This window comes from Arthrobacter sp. AQ5-05, assembly GCF_003287975.1.
Lineage (GTDB): Bacteria > Actinomycetota > Actinomycetes > Actinomycetales > Micrococcaceae > Paeniglutamicibacter.
Genome location: NZ_QMKQ01000002.1, coordinates 263,814 through 281,047, shown reverse-complemented (window position 1 = coordinate 281,047; position 17,234 = coordinate 263,814). Strand labels below are relative to the sequence as shown.

Annotated in this window: 13 protein-coding genes and 1 tRNA gene; 8 read left to right on the top strand and 6 right to left on the bottom strand. The window is 65.2% G+C overall.

Annotated elements, in window-relative coordinates; all coding sequences use genetic code 11:
* Positions 1–120: 120 nt before the first annotated feature.
* The 4 genes from DQ353_RS03855 to DQ353_RS03840 all read right to left on the bottom strand — a co-directional run bounded on the left by DQ353_RS03855 (position 121) and on the right by DQ353_RS03840 (position 4,754).
* Positions 121–2,871, bottom strand: coding sequence for a WecB/TagA/CpsF family glycosyltransferase (locus DQ353_RS03855; RefSeq protein ID WP_181578228.1), 2,751 nt, complete (start codon positions 2,869–2,871; stop codon positions 121–123).
* A gap of 71 nt (positions 2,872–2,942) precedes the next feature.
* Positions 2,943–3,341: a VanZ family protein gene (locus tag DQ353_RS03850; protein ID WP_181578227.1), complete on the bottom strand. Its 399-nt coding sequence runs from the start codon at positions 3,339–3,341 to the stop codon at positions 2,943–2,945.
* A 56-nt stretch (positions 3,342–3,397) separates the two neighbouring features.
* Positions 3,398–3,982: an acyltransferase gene (locus DQ353_RS03845; protein WP_113761455.1), complete on the bottom strand. Its 585-nt coding sequence runs from the start codon at positions 3,980–3,982 to the stop codon at positions 3,398–3,400.
* Positions 3,983–4,088: 106 nt separating this feature from the next.
* Positions 4,089–4,754: a TetR/AcrR family transcriptional regulator gene (locus DQ353_RS03840; protein WP_286166588.1), complete on the bottom strand. Its 666-nt coding sequence runs from the start codon at positions 4,752–4,754 to the stop codon at positions 4,089–4,091.
* Between the two features lie 152 nt (positions 4,755–4,906).
* On the opposite strand from DQ353_RS03840, the gene DQ353_RS03835 reads away from it, so the two are divergent.
* The 7 genes from DQ353_RS03835 (at position 4,907) to sufU (ending at position 11,193) form a co-directional block, all read left to right on the top strand.
* A tRNA-Gln gene (locus DQ353_RS03835) sits at positions 4,907–4,978 on the top strand.
* 96 nt (positions 4,979–5,074) lie between these two features.
* Positions 5,075–6,547 (top strand): bifunctional UDP-N-acetylglucosamine diphosphorylase/glucosamine-1-phosphate N-acetyltransferase GlmU, encoded by a 1,473-nt coding sequence (gene glmU, locus DQ353_RS03830; RefSeq protein WP_113761454.1) that lies wholly within the window; start codon positions 5,075–5,077, stop codon positions 6,545–6,547.
* Between the two features lie 46 nt (positions 6,548–6,593).
* On the top strand, positions 6,594–7,574 hold the full coding sequence (locus DQ353_RS03825) for a ribose-phosphate diphosphokinase (RefSeq protein WP_113761453.1): 981 nt from the start codon (positions 6,594–6,596) through the stop codon (positions 7,572–7,574).
* 314 nt (positions 7,575–7,888) lie between these two features.
* Positions 7,889–8,470 carry a 50S ribosomal protein L25/general stress protein Ctc gene (locus DQ353_RS03820; RefSeq protein WP_113761452.1) on the top strand — a complete coding sequence of 194 codons (582 nt, stop codon included), beginning with the start codon at positions 7,889–7,891 and terminating at the stop codon, positions 8,468–8,470.
* Positions 8,471–8,492: 22 nt separating this feature from the next.
* A complete protein-coding gene (gene pth, locus DQ353_RS03815) occupies positions 8,493–9,074 on the top strand; it encodes an aminoacyl-tRNA hydrolase (RefSeq protein ID WP_113761451.1) in 582 nt (193 codons plus the stop codon).
* Positions 9,075–9,403: 329 nt separating this feature from the next.
* Complete coding sequence (locus tag DQ353_RS03810; protein WP_113761580.1) at positions 9,404–10,747, top strand: SufS family cysteine desulfurase; 1,344 nt, start codon at positions 9,404–9,406, stop codon at positions 10,745–10,747.
* Entirely contained in the window at positions 10,744–11,193 is a 450-nt protein-coding gene (gene sufU / locus DQ353_RS03805) for a Fe-S cluster assembly sulfur transfer protein SufU (RefSeq protein ID WP_113761450.1), read from the top strand. The genes DQ353_RS03810 and sufU overlap by 4 nt, the downstream gene beginning before the upstream one ends.
* 92 nt (positions 11,194–11,285) lie before the next feature.
* Here the strand turns inward: sufU and nhaA are convergent, their stop codons facing one another.
* Positions 11,286–12,632, bottom strand: a complete 1,347-nt coding sequence (gene nhaA / locus DQ353_RS03800) for a Na+/H+ antiporter NhaA (protein ID WP_502696369.1) — start codon at positions 12,630–12,632, stop codon at positions 11,286–11,288.
* Positions 12,633–12,909: 277 nt separating this feature from the next.
* Positions 12,910–13,407, bottom strand: a complete 498-nt coding sequence (locus DQ353_RS03795; protein WP_113761448.1) for a DUF2505 domain-containing protein — start codon at positions 13,405–13,407, stop codon at positions 12,910–12,912.
* A 172-nt stretch (positions 13,408–13,579) separates the two neighbouring features.
* Between DQ353_RS03795 and mfd the strand changes: the two genes are divergently transcribed.
* A complete protein-coding gene (gene mfd, locus DQ353_RS03790; protein WP_113761447.1) occupies positions 13,580–17,194 on the top strand; it encodes a transcription-repair coupling factor in 3,615 nt (1,204 codons plus the stop codon).
* Positions 17,195–17,234: the final 40 nt, after the last annotated feature.

Here is a 17,234-nt window from a genome sequence, read left to right as displayed (position 1 = left end):
GTCATGGACCATGGCCCATGGTCGGTCGACGGGAATCGACGTATCCTGGTGCCAACCTCCGCAGATGTCGTGGACGGGGCCAACGCGACGGCTCACCCGCCACGGAGCGCCGTCGAATCGTCAGAGCCCGCGACTGCTTTCGTCGCGTTCCCAGGGGGTGTGCGGTGAACCCGTCGGCAGGCGCTTCTGCTTGAGCCTGGCGCGAACCACGAACGACGCATAGACCATGGCATCGAATGCGCTCACCGGTCCGCGAACGGAGCCAATGAGCTGGCGTACCGTTCTCCGAGACCCGGTGTCTCCGCTGCCCAGAAAAGTCGTGGGTACCGGTCCAACGGAGTTCTCCGCATTCGCCTGCTTCCGCACAAACTCCTGTTGCCCCCGGTAATTGCGTTGCAAGATTGCAAACAGGCTTTCGACCGTACGGGGTGTCACGACACGAACCGGGGGGGTGTTGAGAATCGCTTTCTCCCACGGTTCGAACTGCTGGTCGACGAAGAGATCATCGGCCGTCAAATCCGGGAATTTTCCAAACCTCGCATGCCCTGCCTCGGTCAGCCCGTAGACTCCGGCTCCCCACAGGGCCTGATTCGTTGCGGGAATCCTGCGTCGAGCCCTGTAGAAGGATTTCACCGGGGCGGACGCCTGCGAATCGTCGTATTCAAATGCAGGACGAGCGGCCAGGACATCGCTGTTCGCGAGCCGGTCCAAGACCATCTTCAACGCCGTTGGACTCATCTCGATGTCGGCATCCAGATATATGCGAGGCCACCTGGTGGCAATCGCATCCGCTTCGTTCAATGCCGCAACCTTTGACGCGGCATCGACTTCGATGACCTTGACACCCGCGAAAGACGAAGCAATCCGGAATGTATCGTCCGAGCACCCGTTGCAGGCGACGATGACCTCCACCGCCCCGGTCGATGCCAGACTGGCCAGACACCCCAGGGTGCGTGCGATGACGGAGGCCTCGTTGTGGGCCGGGATGATGACGGTCCCTGAGGGGAAATCAGCGCTGGGTGACTGCTGGGCGCCGGCGCTTGGCCGAGGCAGATCGGCCCAGCTGGTCTCATCCAGCAAGGTTCGCAGGATCCCGCGCCGGCTGGGCTTGTAGACCCGCAACGCTTCGGCCAGCAGGACCGCCGAGCGGAAACCGCTGGCGTAGTTCTTCCCGTGGTACTTGCGGATATAGCGGATGCGGTTGATCGACATCAACGCGTTCAAGGATGCGGAGGAACCGGAGCCACCCATGTGGTGGGTCATGCGCGCCGCAGGTTCGTACCAGATGCTCGCACCGCCTTCGCGGGCACGCCGGAAGTAGTCGACCTCTTCGGAATACAGGAAGAACTGTTCATCCCACGCACCCAGTCGTTTGGCCAGCGAGGATTCAATAAGCAACGCGGCCCCGGTCGCCCAGTCAATGCGGTGTGGATGCTGGTAGCTCTCTGCATCGTAGTCCAGCTCGGATGCCCAACCCGGTCTGCCGGTGAACCTGGCTCCGCAAAGCGCATCACCCACGGCCGTCGCGATACTGGGTTCCCTGCGCAGCGACACGTAGGTCGACCCGTCGGATTCCAGTAGCTGAGGCACGACGATTCCGGCACCCGAACGGCGCATGCGATCCAGCAGCAATACGACTGCGTTGGTTTCAACGCGGAGGTCCGGGTTGAGAACCAGAACGGCCTCGCAGTCCCCGGCATACTGCATCACGGCATTGAGGCCACCGGCATAACCGAGGTTTCCTCCCGTGGAGACGGCCAAGACGTCGTCATGCTTGGAGAGCAGCTCGAGCGTCGCGTCGTTCGAACCGTTGTCGGCGACCACGACGCGAAGCCTCAGGTCCTTGGCTTGCTCCCGGAGACTCGACACCAGGTCCTCGACCGTGTCTTCGTTGTTGTAGGTGACGGCAAGAACCGCCACGTCGGCGCGTTCCCCGGGTGCGGCAAATCGTCCGGAAAACTCCCTCTCCCGGGCCCGCGGGAGCGGATCCTTGACGCTGCGTTCCAGGGAGTCCGAGTCAGGCTGAAGCGCGGGTTCCGGTGCGGGCAGGAGCCGGCTCTCTTTCTTCAGCCGCAGGAGACTGGGTGGATCGTCCACCAGGTAGCGGCGTGCCAGCCGCCTGGGTTCAAGCGCCAAGCGCCACGCCCATTCCAAACCGTTTGCACTTGCCCAATTCGGGGCACGTTGAATGCTTCCGGCAAGGAAATCCACTACTGCGCCAAAGGCCAGCAGGACGTTGGCCCCGGTGGCAAGACCGTATTTGGCCATCCAGAGCTCTTGGCGCGGTTTGCCCAGCCCGACAACCAGTATCTGGGTGTGCGACGACCTGATGGACTCCGCCAACCCCAGCGAGGCCTGGTGGTCCACGAGTTCCTTGCGGTCCGGTGCCCAATAGCCGCTGACCTTAAGATTGGGGCGGTTTCTGGTGACGGTGCGGGAGAGGACCCGCTGAACCACGTAGGACCCCCCGAGGAAGCCGACGCTTAACCCTTCGTTCTCCGCCCGATCCAGAAGTGGGCCGATGATGTCGCTGCCCGCGAGCCTGGGCCAGGTCTTTCCGGTCAACCGGGTTGCCTCGGCAACCAGCGGTGCTCCGTCAAGCAGGACAAGCCAGTCATCTCCGTTGGTTCCGTGCTGCACCGACGGAGCCGAATCCGGGACCGGCATGCCCAACGAGTAGTCCAGCGTGTCATACCAACGCCCGAGACGGCCGAATTGCGCAATGTGATCCAGATTGGCCGACACCACTGACAGCGGTCGATGGCCGGCGTCTACCCGTTCGGAGGAACGTGCCCGTTCGGTGACCCGATCCAACGCGTCTTCAAGGTCCAGAAGGTCAACGATGACACCGACGAGATCGACCTGTTGCATTGCGCCCCCAAGGCAGTTCACACGTGACCGGTAGCAGGTACCGACCCTCCCCATTTCCTCCAATCTATGCTTTATCCAGGGTAGTGAACAGGTGGCTTTCTGCCGATGCATACTCTACTTTCCGTCAGGATCCACGTAAGTACCACGCCCAGGGCAGCCCCGAGTCCGTTGCAGACAACATCGCGCATCGAACCGACACGATTGCTGAGAAAGACGGATTGGATCACTTCAACGATCAACGAGATGCCGACACAGACGAGCCACGAAGTGAGCCAGCGCCGATTCCTGAACCACAACGGGAACAGCGCCCCCAAAGGCACGAAGAAGAGCACATTTGCTGCGGCCTCAACATGGCCGAATCGCACCCCGGCACCTAATCCGTGCTGCTGCAGGGTGTGAAGGACCCCGGACAAGAGCTCCGGCAACCGGAAGTCACCAATCCGGATGGTGAACACAACGATTACCACCACGAGCAGATATGCCAGGAGCAGGAAGCCTACCCATCTCCGAGAAGGAGCCGGCCACTTCATGCCGGTTGCAGCCGGCCGTGGGATTCCAGGTAGTGTGCATTGGTCATCGGACATGTCCAGAGGCCGTCGACAAAAGCCAAGGGATGGCCGGCTTCGCCCACCCAGCCCACTTGCTTGGCGGGGACTCCGGCGACGATTGCGTAGTCGGGAACGTCCTTGGTGACGACGGCACCCGCGGCGATGGTCGCCCACTTCCCGATCCGAAGCGGTGCGATGCACACCGCCCGGGCGCCGATGGATGCGCCGGTCGCGATGCTGACGCCCACCATGTCCCAGTCGTCCCCCGACTTCAAGGAGCCGTCCGGATTGATGGCGCGGGGGAACAAGTCGTTGGTCAGCACGACCGCCGGGCCGATGAAAACCCCGTCGGCCAGGACCGCGGGTTCATAAACCAGGGCATAATTCTGGATCTTGCACCGGTCTCCCAGACGAACACCGGGCCCGATGTATGCACCGCGTCCAACATTGCATTCGACGCCCAGGACGGCGTTTTCGCGCACCTGGGCCAGATGCCAAATATTGGTTCCGGCACCCAATGATGCGTCCGATGCGACATCGGCGCTTGGCTCGACATGAATCATTTCCATTCCCCCAAAAGTCTGATTCGCTGCAGGACTGAGCTGCCTCTTTCCAACCATGGGCCAGAACGTAGCCGGGGTGCAAGAGCAATTGGGGGAATGATGCTGCTTAGTTTTGTTCGGGCCCCTCGCCCACCTGCCCGGTATTCCCATCGCGCAAACCCGGTTCCTTGCGCAGTCCGGTCAAGCCGTACCAGGCAAGGTTCACCACGTGGGCGGCGACCGTCCGCTTGTCCGGATGCCTGGCATCCAGCCACCACTGAGCCGTCATCGCGACCATCCCGACGAGCATCTGTGCGTAGATCGAGCCGTCCTCGGCACTGAATCCCCGGTGGGTGAATTCGTCGGCCAGGATGTGCTCGACCTGTTCGGTCACTTTGCTCAAGAGCGTGGAATACGTGCCTTCGGGCTGGGACGGCGGGGCATCGCGCACCAGGATGCGGAATCCCTCCGTGCACTCCTCGATGTAGGTCAGCATCGCGAGTGCAGCCTTTTCCAGAAGCACGCGCGAGGAATCCTCCTCGCCGGAAAGCGAGTCCGTGATCCGGGCCAGCAGCTCCCGATACTCGTTGGTGACCACTTCCATGTAGAGCGCTTCCTTCGAGCCGAAGTGCTCGTAAACCACGGGTTTTGACACACCTGCTGCCCGGGCAATTTCCTCGATCGTGGTCCCGTCGACCCCTCGCAGGGAGAAGAGGTGGCGTGAGATGTCGATCAGCTGCAACCGGCGCTGTACTCCGGTCATGCGCGTGCGCGGGCGTGCGGTGGGGCTCATAGTGATCATGGTAACCACAGGTGTGGCATAAACGGTGTCTGGTCACTGACGTGTGACCGGGGGACTGACACGCACCTTTGCCCAAGTCGCATCCATGGCCCCAGTCGTGGCAGAATAGTTCACTGTGCCGGTGAGGCGAGCTCAACGCACATTCCGCCCTGGTGTAATGGCAGCACCCCAGCCTTTGGAGCTGTGGAGTATAGGTTCGAATCCTATGGGCGGAACAGATCACTCATTGAAATTACGGGACTTTTCCCGGGATAGAATGGTGAGGCCTGGCCCGGCCGGTCCGGCTAGCCAATGTACAGGGAGTACCAATCTTGAGCGTTCACGCCAACGCACCAGCCGCTGTCATCGTTCTTGCCGCAGGCGCAGGAACCCGGATGAAGTCGGCAAAACCCAAGATCTTGCACGAATTAGGCGGCCGTTCCATGGTGGGACATGCGCTGGCCGCGGCAGAGGGACTCCAACCCCAAACGCTCGTTGCAGTGGTCCGCTTTGAGCGCGAACGCGTCGTTGAGCATCTCCTGCAGATCAAGCCAGATGCCATCATCGCCGACCAAGACGAAATCCCCGGCACCGGCCGAGCCGTGCAGCAGGGCCTCGAGAAGCTGGATCCGGCACTCGAGGGCACCGTGGTGGTCACCTACGGCGATGTTCCCTTGCTGACCACCGAACTCCTTGGCGAACTCGTTGCCGCCCACGACCGAGAAGGCAACGCCGTCACGGTGCTCACCGCGCTGCTCGAGGATGCCACCGGGTACGGCCGCATCCTGCGCGCAGAGGACGGGACCGTCACCGGCATCCGCGAGCACAAGGATGCCAGCGACGAGGAACGTGCCATCCGCGAAGTGAACTCCGGCATCTACGCCTTCGATGCGCAGGTGCTGCGCTCCGCCTTGGCCGAGGTCACCACCGACAATGCGCAGGGCGAAATGTACCTGACCGACGTGTTGGGCATTGCCCGGTCCACCGGGGGCCGCGTCGCCGCCGTCGTGACCGAGGATGCCTGGCAGGTCGAGGGCGCCAACGACCGCGTTCAGCTTGCTGCGCTCGGGAAGGAAATGAACCGCCGCATCCTGGAGAAATGGATGCGCGCCGGGGTGAGCATCATTGATCCGGACAGCACCTGGATCGACGTCGACGTTGCCCTGTCCAACGACGTGACCATCAAACCCGGGACCCAGCTTCACGGCAGCACAGCGATCGGCACCGACGCGGTCATCGGTCCGGACACCACCCTGGTCAACACACATGTCGGCCGCGGGGCCAAGATCGTTCGCTCGGACGTTACCGACTCATCCATTTCCGAAGGCTCGTCGGTTGGCCCCTTCGCCTACCTGCGGCCCAAGACCAACCTCGGCCCCGACGCCAAGATCGGCGCCTTCTACGAGACCAAGAACATCACGGTCGGCCGTGGGTCCAAGCTCTCGCACCTGGGCTATGCCGGGGATGCCGAAATCGGTGAATACACCAACATCGGCTGTGGCAACATCACCGCCAACTACGACGGTGTCAACAAGCACCGCACCGTCATCGGATCGCACGTGCGCACCGCCTCCAACACCGTGTTTGTCGCCCCGGTCACCATCGGGGACGGCGCCTACACGGGGGCCGGCGCCATCGTCCGCAAGAACGTTCCGGCCGGGGCCCTTGCCCTTTCCGTGGCCCCGCAACACAACACGGAGGGCTGGACGATCACCAAGCGTCCCGGTTCCGCCGCCGCGGAGGCCGCATTCAGGTCCGCACTGGATTCCGGCGCCGCCGCCGAATCCGCGGACCAGGTCAAGTAACCCTCCACATCATTTCCGATCCCCGTCTGAGTGAGAAAGCGATCCCATGAGCGAACTAAGCTATAACGTCGATAAGAAGCTGGTGCTGGCTTCCGGGCGTGCCCACCCGGAGCTTGCCGAAGAGGTGGCCGCGGAGCTGGGTACCGAGCTGCTCCCGATCAGTGCCTACGACTTTGCCAACGGGGAGATCTACGTCCGTTCCGGCGAATCCGTCCGTGGCAAGGAGATCTTTGTCATCCAGGCCCACCCGGCCCCGCTGAACAACTGGCTCATGGAGCAGCTGATCATGGTCGACTCCATGAAGCGTGCCTCGGCCCGGCGCATCACCGTGGTGGCCCCGTTCTACCCCTACGCACGCCAGGACAAGAAGGGCCGCGGCCGCGAGCCGATCTCCGCCCGTCTGGTCGCCGACATGTTCAAGGTAGCCGGCGCGGACCGCATCATGAGCGTTGACCTGCACACCGCACAGATCCAGGGCTTCTTCGACGGCCCTGTGGACCACCTCTTCGCCATCCCGCTGCTTGCAGACTACATCCGCGGCGTGGTCGGCGATGACCCGGTCACCGTGGTTTCCCCGGATACCGGACGCGTCCGCGTGGCCGAACAGTGGGCCGAACGCCTCGGCGGCGCCCCGCTGGCCTTCGTGCACAAGTCCCGCGACCTGACCGTCCCGAACCAGGCAGTCTCCAAGACCGTCGTGGGCCAGGTCAAGGATCGCACCTGCGTGCTCATCGACGACATGATCGACACCGGCGGGACCATTGCCGGTGCCGTGAAGGTCCTCAAGGACGCCGGTGCCAAGGACGTCATCATTGCCGCCACGCACGCGGTGTTCTCCGACCCCGCTCCGCAGCGCCTGGCCGAGTCCGGCGCCCGCGAGGTCGTGGTCACGAACACGCTGCCGATTCCGGAATCCAAGCGTTTCGAGACCCTGACCGTGCTTTCGATCGCACCCCTGCTGGCCCGCGCCATCAAGGAAGTCTTCGAGGACGGCTCGGTCACCAGCCTCTTTGACGGCGACGCCTAACCAGCATCCCCTTGCCGTCATGCACGGCAAGTTGTCCCCGGGCCCCTGGGCTGTTCCCTTGCCGGAACAGCCCGGGGGCCCGCTGCCGTTGGCGGCCCGGCGAGACGGACCGCGGCCAATTTCTTTCAGGAGCCCGGCTCCTGCTAAAATGTTTACTTGTGCCCAGGCGAGGGAACTTCATGCAAATGGAGGTCCGTTATCGACGAGGCTAGAAACGCACTTAGCGTCCTTCTCCTTCGCAGGAATCGGATGATGATGCTTCTAGGCCCGAGCGGGGCAGGAAACAATCAATCATCTTCCACAAGGAGAACACCATGGCCAACACCATCAAGCTTGACGGCGAACTGCGCACCGACTTCGGTAAGGGTGCCGCACGCCAGGCACGCCGCGCCGGCAAGATCCCGGCAGTCATCTACGGCCACGGCACCGACCCGGTCCGCGTCCTGCTCCCGGCCGCCGCAACCACCCTTGCCGTTCGTGGCGCCAACGCCCTGCTGAACATCTCCGTCGAGGGCGAAGACACCATCACCCTGGTGAAGGACATCCAGCGCCACGCACTGCGCCAGACCGTCGACCACCTTGACCTGCTGATCGTCAAGAAGGGCGAAAAGGTCATCGTTGAGGTTTCCGTCCTCATCCAGGGCGACCTGACCGCCGGTTCCTCCCTGTCGCTTGACCACCCGGTCATCGCCGTCGAAGCAGAAGCCGTTGCCCTGCCGGAGCACGTCATTGCCAACATCGCCGGCCTGCCGGCAGGCACCCAGGTCCTCGCCTCGGACCTGATCCTCCCGGAGGGCACCGCCCTGGCCATCGAAGCCGACGTCGTCGTTGCAACCATCGACTCCGCCGCAGTCGAGTCCGAAGAGGATGCAGCGTCGGCAGCTTCCGCCGAGTAAACATCTTCATATTGGTTCTCGCATGACTAGAGAAACCTGGCTTGTAGCCGGGCTCGGCAACCCCGGGCCCGGCTACGCGCATAACAGGCACAATGTTGGCCAAATGGTCCTCGACGAACTGGCCTCCCGAATCGGGGGAAAGTTCAAGACGCACGCTTCCCGCGCCCAGATCCTCGAGGGGCGCATGGGAATCGGCGGCCCCCGTCTCGTCCTGGCAAAGCCGATGACCTACATGAACCTCTCGGGCGGCCCCGTGGCCAACCTTGCCAAGTTCTTCGGCATCGACTCCGCCCACGTCATTGCCGTGCACGACGAGATCGACATCCCCTTCGACACCGTCAAGCTCAAGCTCGGCGGGGGCGAGGGCGGACACAACGGGCTGCGCGACATCTCCAAGGCCCTGGGCACCAAGGACTACCTGCGGGTGCGCGTGGGCGTGGGGCGGCCCCCGGGCCGCATGGAAACCGCGGACTACGTGTTGAAGGACTTCTCGAAGGATGAAAAGAAGGACCTTCCGTTCCTGACCGACACGGCGGCGGACGCCGTGGAGGAATTGGTGAACCACGGCCTGGAGCCGGCGCTGCGCAAGTTCCATGTTGCGTAATGGGAACGTGTATCGCTTGGTGAAGCATTTTGCGTGATTTCCGCGATTTGTTCAACGATCTTGCGACTCTTACACTGATCTAGTGCCGTTTCGGCCCCAAGACGAGGGGTCGGCAGCGGGAGGCCTCCGAGACTGGGCCACCCCCCACCCGCTGCCGACCTCTTTTTTGTGCCCGGGAACGGGCCCCTTGCGCAGTGGTAAGGGTTCACTTATGTGCCATGACGGCCTGGACGTGGGAGAATTAGCGAAGCAAATGATGCCGTAATCACGATGCGGCCCGCGAAGACCTCCGCCCGATGGGCGAGGACGCACCCGCGGGCACATCCGGCATGGAACAACCTTCGGAGGATCCCAACGTGTCCAGTGCTTCGCCCACGACGCAAGATACCCTTCCCCGGCACCTGGATGACGTGGAGGTCTCCCGCCTGCGGGCCGACTTCCCCATCCTGGGGCGCAGCGTCAACGGTGTTCCGCTGACATACCTGGATTCCGGGGCCACCTCGCAAAAGCCAAGTTGCGTATACGAAGCCGAACAGCACTTCTACGAGAACTTCAATGCTGCGGTCCACCGCGGGGCCCACTCCCTGGCCGTCGAGGCCACCGACATCTTCGAGCAGGCCCGCACGGATGTTGCCGGTTTCATCGGTGCCAAGGACAACGAGGTCATCTGGACCTCCAACGCCACCGAGGCACTGAACCTGATCACCTATTCCTTCGGCAACGCCAGCGCCGGCCTCGGGGGAGAAGCAGCCCGGGCCTTTGCCCTGGAGGCGGGGGACGAGATCGTCGTCACCGAGCTCGAGCACCACGCGAACCTGATCCCGTGGCAGGAACTGGCCCTGCGCACCGGAGCCACCCTGAAGTACATTCCCGTCGATGACTCCGGTGCCCTGCGCATGGACCTGGCCGGCTCGATCGTCACCCCGGCCACCAAGGTGCTCGCCTTCACCCACGTCTCCAACGTCCTGGGCACCGTGACCGATGTCCCCGCACTGGTGGCACTGGCCCGCAACGTCGGGGCGTTGACCGTCCTGGACGGCTGCCAGTCGGTCCCGCACCTGCCGGTGGACGTCAAGCAGCTCGACGTGGACTTCATGGCGTTCTCCGGGCACAAGATGCTCGGCCCCACCGGGATCGGCGGGCTGTACGGCCGCGCCGAGCTGCTGAACGCCATGCCGCCCTTCCTCACGGGAGGGTCCATGATCACGTCCGTGACCATGGAGAAGGCCGAATACCTGCCCGCCCCGATGCGCTTCGAGGCCGGCACCCAACGGATCTCGCAGGCCCACGCGCTGGCCACCGCGGTTTCCTACCTGCAAGAGGTCGGCATGGACCGCATCGCCGCCTGGGAGGAACTGCTGGGCGAGCGCATGCTCACCGGACTGGGAACCATCCCCGGCGTGCGCGTCCTGGGCCCGGCCCCGGGGGCAGCCCGCATCGGCACCGCGCCCTTCGTGGTCGAAGGCGTGCACCCGCACGACGTGGGCCAGTTCCTGGACTCGCGCGGCGTGGCCGTGCGGGTCGGGCACCACTGTGCCCAACCGCTGCACCGCGCGCTGGGCGTCGTCTCCAGCACCCGGGCCAGCACCTATCTTTACAACACCACCAGCGACATCGACCGCCTGCTCAACGCGGTGTCCGATGTGCGCGGATACTTCGGAGTCGGCAAATGAGCGATCTGGACCAGCTGTACCAACAAATCATCCTGGACCATGCCAAGACCCGGCACGGCGCCGGGTTGGTCGAGGCGCCCGAGGGCGTGGCCAGCGGCGAATCGATGCAGCACAACCCGGTGTGCGGGGACCATATCCGCCTGCGCATCCAGCTTGAGGGCACCCTCGTGAAGAACGTTTCCTGGGAGGGGGACGGTTGTTCGATCTCGATGGCCTCGGCCTCGGTGCTCAGCGAGATGGCCGAAGGCCTCGAACGCGATGAATTCATGGTCATCCTGGACGAGTTCCGCGAGCTGATGCGCTCGCGCGGGACCCGTGCCGGTGACGAGGAGATCCTGGGCGACGGTGCGGCCTTTGCCGGGGTCTCCAAGTTCCCCGCCCGGGTCAAGTGCGCCATGCTCTCCTGGGTGGCCGCCGAGGCCGCCCTGCTGGCCGCCAACGGCTAGGCCGTACGCCCCCATATGGCAAAGGGCCGGGTTGGCGGGCCACAGGAAATCCTGTGGCCCGCCAACCCGGCCCTTGTTTGTGCGGAGTCGGGCTAGGCGTTGTTCTCCGGAGCCTGGAAAACATCCGGGATGCCGTCCTTGTTCTCGTCCCGGGCGGCGCGTTCGTTCACCATGCGGTAGCGGCGGTCGCGTGGCCGCAGCCAGATCGTGCCGAGGATCGCGGCCAGCAATGAACCCGTCAGGATCGCGACCTTGGCATGGTCGTAGTGTGGCGAGGCCAGACCGAAGGACAGCTCGGAGACCAGCAGCGATACGGTGAAGCCGATGCCGGCAAGGAATGTCACGCCCAGGAGGTCGCCCCACTTGGTGTCGGGATCCAGGTTTGCCTTCGATGATCGGGTAACCAGCCACGTGGCGCCCAGGATGCCAATGGGCTTGCCGAACACCAGGCCGAAGACGATTCCCCAGAGCACGGGGTCGCCCAGGGCCGAGGCGAAGCCCTCGGCGCCGCCGACGGCCACGCCGGCCGAGAAGAACGCAAAGACCGGAACGCAGAAGCCGCTGGAGAGCGGGCGGAAGCGGTGCTCGAATTGTTCGGCCAGGCCCGGCTTGTCGATTTCGTGCTTGTTCTTGCGCAGCACCGGGACGCAGAAGCCCAGGACGACGCCGGCAATGGTCGAGTGGATGCCCGAGCCGAAGACCAGCGCCCAGCTCGCGATGCCCAGCGGCAGCAGGATGACCCAGGGCGCCCACAGATTCGCTGCGAAGAACCTCGGCCACATGTGGGTGAGGAAGGCGTAGAGGCCGATGGGTGCGATTGCCATCAGGAGGTACGGCGGGCGCAGGTCGTCGGTGAAGACGAAGGCGATGATGACAATGGCAATCAGGTCATCGACCACCGCGAGCGTCAGCAGGAAGATGCGCAGTGGGGAAGGCAGGTTCGACCCGATGACTGCAAGCACCGCAACCGCAAAGGCGATGTCGGTGGCGGTGGGGATGGCCCAGCCGCGCAGGGTTTCCCCGCCGGTAGAGGCATTCAGGACGGCAAAGATCAGGGCCGGGACCAGCACGCCGCCAAATGCCGCAGTCACCGGGACGATGGCGCGTTTCATGTCTCGCAGGTCCCCGGCGACGAATTCCTTCTTCAGCTCCAGGCCGACCAGGAAGAAGAACACCGCCAGCAGTCCGTCTGCGGCCCAGTGGCCGAGGGACAGGTTCAGATCGATGCCGAAGGCCTGGAAGCCGATGGTGAAATCGCGCAGTGCGAAGTAGCTGTCGGACGCGGGGGAGTTGGCCCAGATCAGCGCAATGACGGCGCCGATGATTAGTACGAGTCCGCCAACGGTCTCCTTGCGGAGGATCTCCCCGATGCGCAGGGACTCGGCGTAACTGCCGGGGCCAAAAACCGTCTTGGGTTTCGGTGTGGGCGTTTGGTTCATGGTCATCTTCAATTCTTTTCGGGGACGCTGAAGCTATCGCCGACCAGACTTCCCGGCACACCAGAAACCACAATAACGCCTAAACGTGTCCCGATGCACACCGAGGCAACGGCATGACCTCGAAAACGGGTGTCCCGTGGCCTCCGGCCGCTTCACGGTGAAGTCGTGAAAGACGCCGGGACCGGTGCCTGACGTGCCCTAACGGGCACGCACGCACCGGTCCCGGGAGACGGAACAAGCCCATCGAAGAAATCGGCAGACTGGTTCGGTCCGTTCCCTAGACGCGTTCGATCCAGGAGGACACCTTGGCGCCCTGCAGCGCCAGGGCCTTGGAAATGAACGGCTCGGCGGCCGAGGCGATCTTGCCGCCCACGAACGGGATGGAGGAAGACACGGTGGCCTCCACGCCCAGTGCGGAGCCCGCATCGGTGGCCTTCAGCGACTCGGTGCCCGACACCGATACCGGCAGCGAACCGACGGTGACCTTCAAGGTGGCCTCGCGCGAGCCGTCGGCGGCCGGGGCCGACCAGGACTCGATCTGGGTGACCTCCACGGACTGGCCCACGAACTTGCGGGCGATTTCCGGGGCGCGGTCGGTGGGCAGGGCGCGGACGGTGGTCAGCGTGAAGGCCGCGGCGGTGTCGCCGGAAACCTCGAAGCTCTTGAGCTCGCCGCCGACCAGGCCGGTCAGGTGCTCGGCGAAGTCGCGATCGGCAAGCGTGGCGATGACGGCGTCGGGGGCGTGTGTCAGGTCTGTGGTGGCGTTAAGGGCCATGGGGCAGGACTCCGTAGATTAGATTGGCCGAGCCAATGTTGATGCAACCCCACCAGCGTACCGGGCAAGGGCGAGCGCGGCGGTACGCTTGAATGGCGCACCCCGGGACCCGGCATGGATCTCGGGTACTTGTGTTGTGCGCCTACCCGGTCTTCGGAAAGGACCCCAGCCGATGGCGCTTCACGGCCTGCGCACCGCCCTGCGAGAAGACATCTCCTTTTCCCGCGTCAGATCCAATGCGGCCACGACCTACGCCGCGCGCGCCAACGAACTGGAGATCGCGGCCCCCGCCGGGATGCGCGCGGTCATCACCGCCGAGGCCGTCGAGGCACTGCGCACCAAGGTCTCCGGCGGCCTGCTGCTGGCGGTGACCGCCACCGGCCGCGAGGCCGAGGAACTGGTGGCCGGGCTGCACGGGTTCCTGCCCGCCGACGCGGTGGCGGAGTTCCCCTCCTGGGAAACCCTGCCCCACGAGCGGCTCTCCCCGCGTTCGGACACCGTGGGCCGGCGCCTGCACGTGCTGCGCCGGCTGGAAACCCGGGACCCGTCCCTGCAGGTCATCGTCGCCCCGATCCGCGCCGTCATCCAGCCGCTGGTCGCGGGCCTGGGCAAGCTGGAGCCCGTGGAGTTGGCGGTGGGGGACGAATACGAGTTCTCCGCCGTCGTCCGGGCCCTGGCCGACGCCGCCTACGCGCGGGTGGACATGGTCACGCACCGCGGCGAATTCGCCGTGCGCGGCGGCATCCTCGATGTCTTCCCGCCCACCTCCAACCACCCGGTGCGCATCGACTTCTTCGGGGACGAGATCGAGGCCATGCGCTACTTCTCCATCGCCGACCAGCGCTCGCTGGAGCACGAGGCACCCACCCGGATCCAGGCCCCGCCCTGCCGCGAACTGCTGATCACCCCCGCGGTGATGTCCCGGGCCGCGAAGCTGCAAACCCAAATGCCCGCCGCACGCGACATGCTCGCCAAGATCGCCGGAGGCGTCGCGGTGGAGGGCATGGAGTCCCTGGCCCCGCTGCTGGTCGATGCCATGGTCCCGCTGCTCTCGGTGCTGCCGGCCGAATCCATCGCCGTGGTCATGGAACCCGAACGGGTCCGGGCCCGGGCCCACGACCTGGAAGCCACCAACGCCGAATTCCTGGCCGCCGCCTGGGCCACGGCCTCCGACGGCGGGGCGGCACCCCTTGACCTGTCCCAGGCCCAGGCGCAGGCCGCGGTGGACGAACTGGAGGCCGGGAACTTCACCTCCCTGGCCGCCACCCGCACGCACGCGCAGGCCGCCGAGGTGTCCTGGTGGTCGCTGACCTCGCTGGGATCCGACGCGGAGCTGCTGCCCGAGGCCGACTCGATCCGCATCAACGCCCGCGAACCGCGCGGCTACCAGGGGGATGTGGCCGAGATGCTCGAGTTCATCTCCGGGCGCGTCAAGGACGACTGGTCCATCGTGGTGGCCACCGACGGCCCCGGCCCCGCCCAGCGCCTGGCCGAACTCTTCCACGACGCCGACATCCCCACCCACCGCATCAATTCCCTGGACGATGCGCCCACCCATGGGCTGATCGAAATCACCACCGCCGAGGCCGGGCGCGGGTTCGCCCTGGATTCGCTGAAGCTCGGCTTCCTCACCGAGGCGGACCTCTTGGGCCGTTCCAGCGCCTACGCCCCGCGCGGGGCCAAGCGGCTGGCGGCCAAGCGGCGCAACGCCGTGGACCCGCTGACGCTCACCGAGGGCGACTTCGTCGTCCACGAACAGCACGGCATCGCCAGGTTCGTGGAGCTGATCGCCCGCAAGGTCGCCGGCGGCAAAGATGCCAAGCGCGAATACCTGGTCCTGGAATACGCGCCCTCGAAGCGCGGGGCGCCGGGGGACAAGCTCTTCGTCCCCACCGACCAGCTGGACCAGGTCACCCGCTACGTCGGCGGGGAGGCCCCGACCCTGTCCAAGATGGGCGGCTCGGACTGGTCAAGCACCAAGTCCAAGGCGCGCAAGGCCGTCAAGGAGATCGCCGGGGATTTGATCCGGCTCTACTCCGCGCGCATGGCTTCCCGCGGCCACGCCTTCGCCTCCGACACGCCCTGGCAGTCGGAGCTGGAGGAGGCCTTCGCCTACGTGGAGACTCCCGACCAGCTGACCACCATCAACGAGGTCAAGGCCGACATGGAACGCGAGATCCCGATGGACCGGCTGGTCTCCGGGGACGTGGGCTTCGGCAAGACGGAGATCGCCGTGCGTGCCGCGTTCAAGGCGGTGCAGGACTCCAAGCAGGTCGCGGTGCTGGTGCCCACCACGCTGCTGGCCTCCCAGCACCAGCAGACCTTCACCGAGCGCTACTCCGGCTTCCCGGTGCGCGTGAAGACGCTCTCGCGCTTCCAGAGCGCCAAGGAGTCCAAGGACATCATCGAGGGGCTGAAGAACGGCACCGTCGACGTGGTCATCGGCACCCACCGGCTGCTTTCGGACACCGTGCAGTTCAGGGACCTGGGATTGGTGATCGTCGACGAGGAGCAGCGCTTCGGCGTCGAGCACAAGGAGCAGCTCAAGAAGATGCGCACCAACGTGGATGTGCTCTCGATGTCCGCGACCCCGATCCCGCGCACCCTGGAGATGTCGCTGACCGGCATCCGCGAGACCTCCACGCTGGCGACCCCGCCGGAGGAACGGCACCCGGTGCTCACCTACGTGGGCCCGCGCACCGACAAGCAGATCTCCGCGGCCATCCGCCGCGAGCTGATGCGCGACGGGCAGGTCTTCTTTGTACACAACCGCGTCTCCTCCATCGACAAGGTCGCCGCCGAGCTGCGCGAGCTGGTCCCCGAGGCCCGCGTGGAGGTGGCGCACGGCAAGATGAGCGAGTCCCGGCTGGAGAAGATCATCCAGGACTTCTGGGAGAAGAAGTTCGACGTGCTGGTTTCCACCACCATCATCGAGACCGGCCTGGACATCTCCAACGCCAACACGCTGATCGTGGACCGGGCGGACAACTACGGGCTGTCCCAGCTGCACCAGCTGCGCGGGCGCGTGGGCCGCGGCCGGGAGCGGGCGTACGCCTACTTCCTGTGGAACGCGGAGAAGCCGCTGGGCGAGGTCGCCCTGGAGCGGCTCAAGGCCGTCGCGGCGCACAACGAGCTGGGTTCGGGCTACCAGCTGGCGATGAAGGACCTGGAGATCCGCGGGGCGGGCAACCTGCTCGGCGGGGAGCAGTCCGGGCACATCGCCGGGGTCGGCTTCGATTTGTATCTGCGCCTGGTCGGCGAGGCGGTGGCCGATTTCAAGGGCGAGGCCGACGAGAAGACCGCGGAGATGAAGATCGAGCTGCCGGTCAACGCGCACCTGCCGCACGACTATGTGCCCGGGGAGCGTTTGCGCCTGGAGGCCTACCGGAAGATCGCCGCGGCGACCGACTTCACGGCGCTGGCCGATGTCCTGGCGGAGCTGGTGGACAGGTACGGACAGCCGCCGGCCCCGGTGGCGAACCTGCTGGAGGTCGCCCGGATCCGCATCCGCGCCCGGGCCCTGGGCCTGACCGACGTGGCGATGATGGGCAACGCGATCAAGTTCGCCCCTGCGGCCATCGCGGATTTGCCCGACTCGCGGCAGCTGCGCCTGGCCCGGATGTACAAGGGCGCCGCCGACAAGCCGGCACTGAACGCCATCGTGATCCCGAAGCCGCAGTCCTCGCCGGTCGGTGGACGGGACCTGGTGGATGAGAAGATCCTGGAATGGGTCTCATCGGTGCTGTCCAACATCTTCGAGGTCGAGGCGCCGCGCGCCAAGGTCTGACCGGTGCCGGAGATGCCGATGCCGGGCGTGCCCGCACCCT

Excerpts from the sequence above, each read along its gene's own strand:
- DQ353_RS03855 (WP_181578228.1), bottom strand. The coding sequence starts at position 2,871 with ATGCAACAGGTCGATCTCGTCGGTGTCATCGTTGACCTTCTGGACCTT.
- DQ353_RS03845 (WP_113761455.1), bottom strand. The coding sequence starts at position 3,982 with ATGATTCATGTCGAGCCAAGCGCCGATGTCGCATCGGACGCATCATTG.
- DQ353_RS03840 (WP_286166588.1), bottom strand. The coding sequence starts at position 4,754 with ATGAGCCCCACCGCACGCCCGCGCACGCGCATGACCGGAGTACAGCGC.
- DQ353_RS03825 (WP_113761453.1), top strand. The coding sequence starts at position 6,594 with ATGAGCGAACTAAGCTATAACGTCGATAAGAAGCTGGTGCTGGCTTCC.
- DQ353_RS03820 (WP_113761452.1), top strand. The coding sequence starts at position 7,889 with ATGGCCAACACCATCAAGCTTGACGGCGAACTGCGCACCGACTTCGGT.
- pth (WP_113761451.1), top strand. The coding sequence starts at position 8,493 with ATGACTAGAGAAACCTGGCTTGTAGCCGGGCTCGGCAACCCCGGGCCC.
- DQ353_RS03810 (WP_113761580.1), top strand. The coding sequence starts at position 9,404 with ATGGAACAACCTTCGGAGGATCCCAACGTGTCCAGTGCTTCGCCCACG.
- sufU (WP_113761450.1), top strand. The coding sequence starts at position 10,744 with ATGAGCGATCTGGACCAGCTGTACCAACAAATCATCCTGGACCATGCC.
- nhaA (WP_502696369.1), bottom strand. The coding sequence starts at position 12,632 with ATGAACCAAACGCCCACACCGAAACCCAAGACGGTTTTTGGCCCCGGC.
- DQ353_RS03795 (WP_113761448.1), bottom strand. The coding sequence starts at position 13,407 with ATGGCCCTTAACGCCACCACAGACCTGACACACGCCCCCGACGCCGTC.
- mfd (WP_113761447.1), top strand. The coding sequence starts at position 13,580 with ATGGCGCTTCACGGCCTGCGCACCGCCCTGCGAGAAGACATCTCCTTT.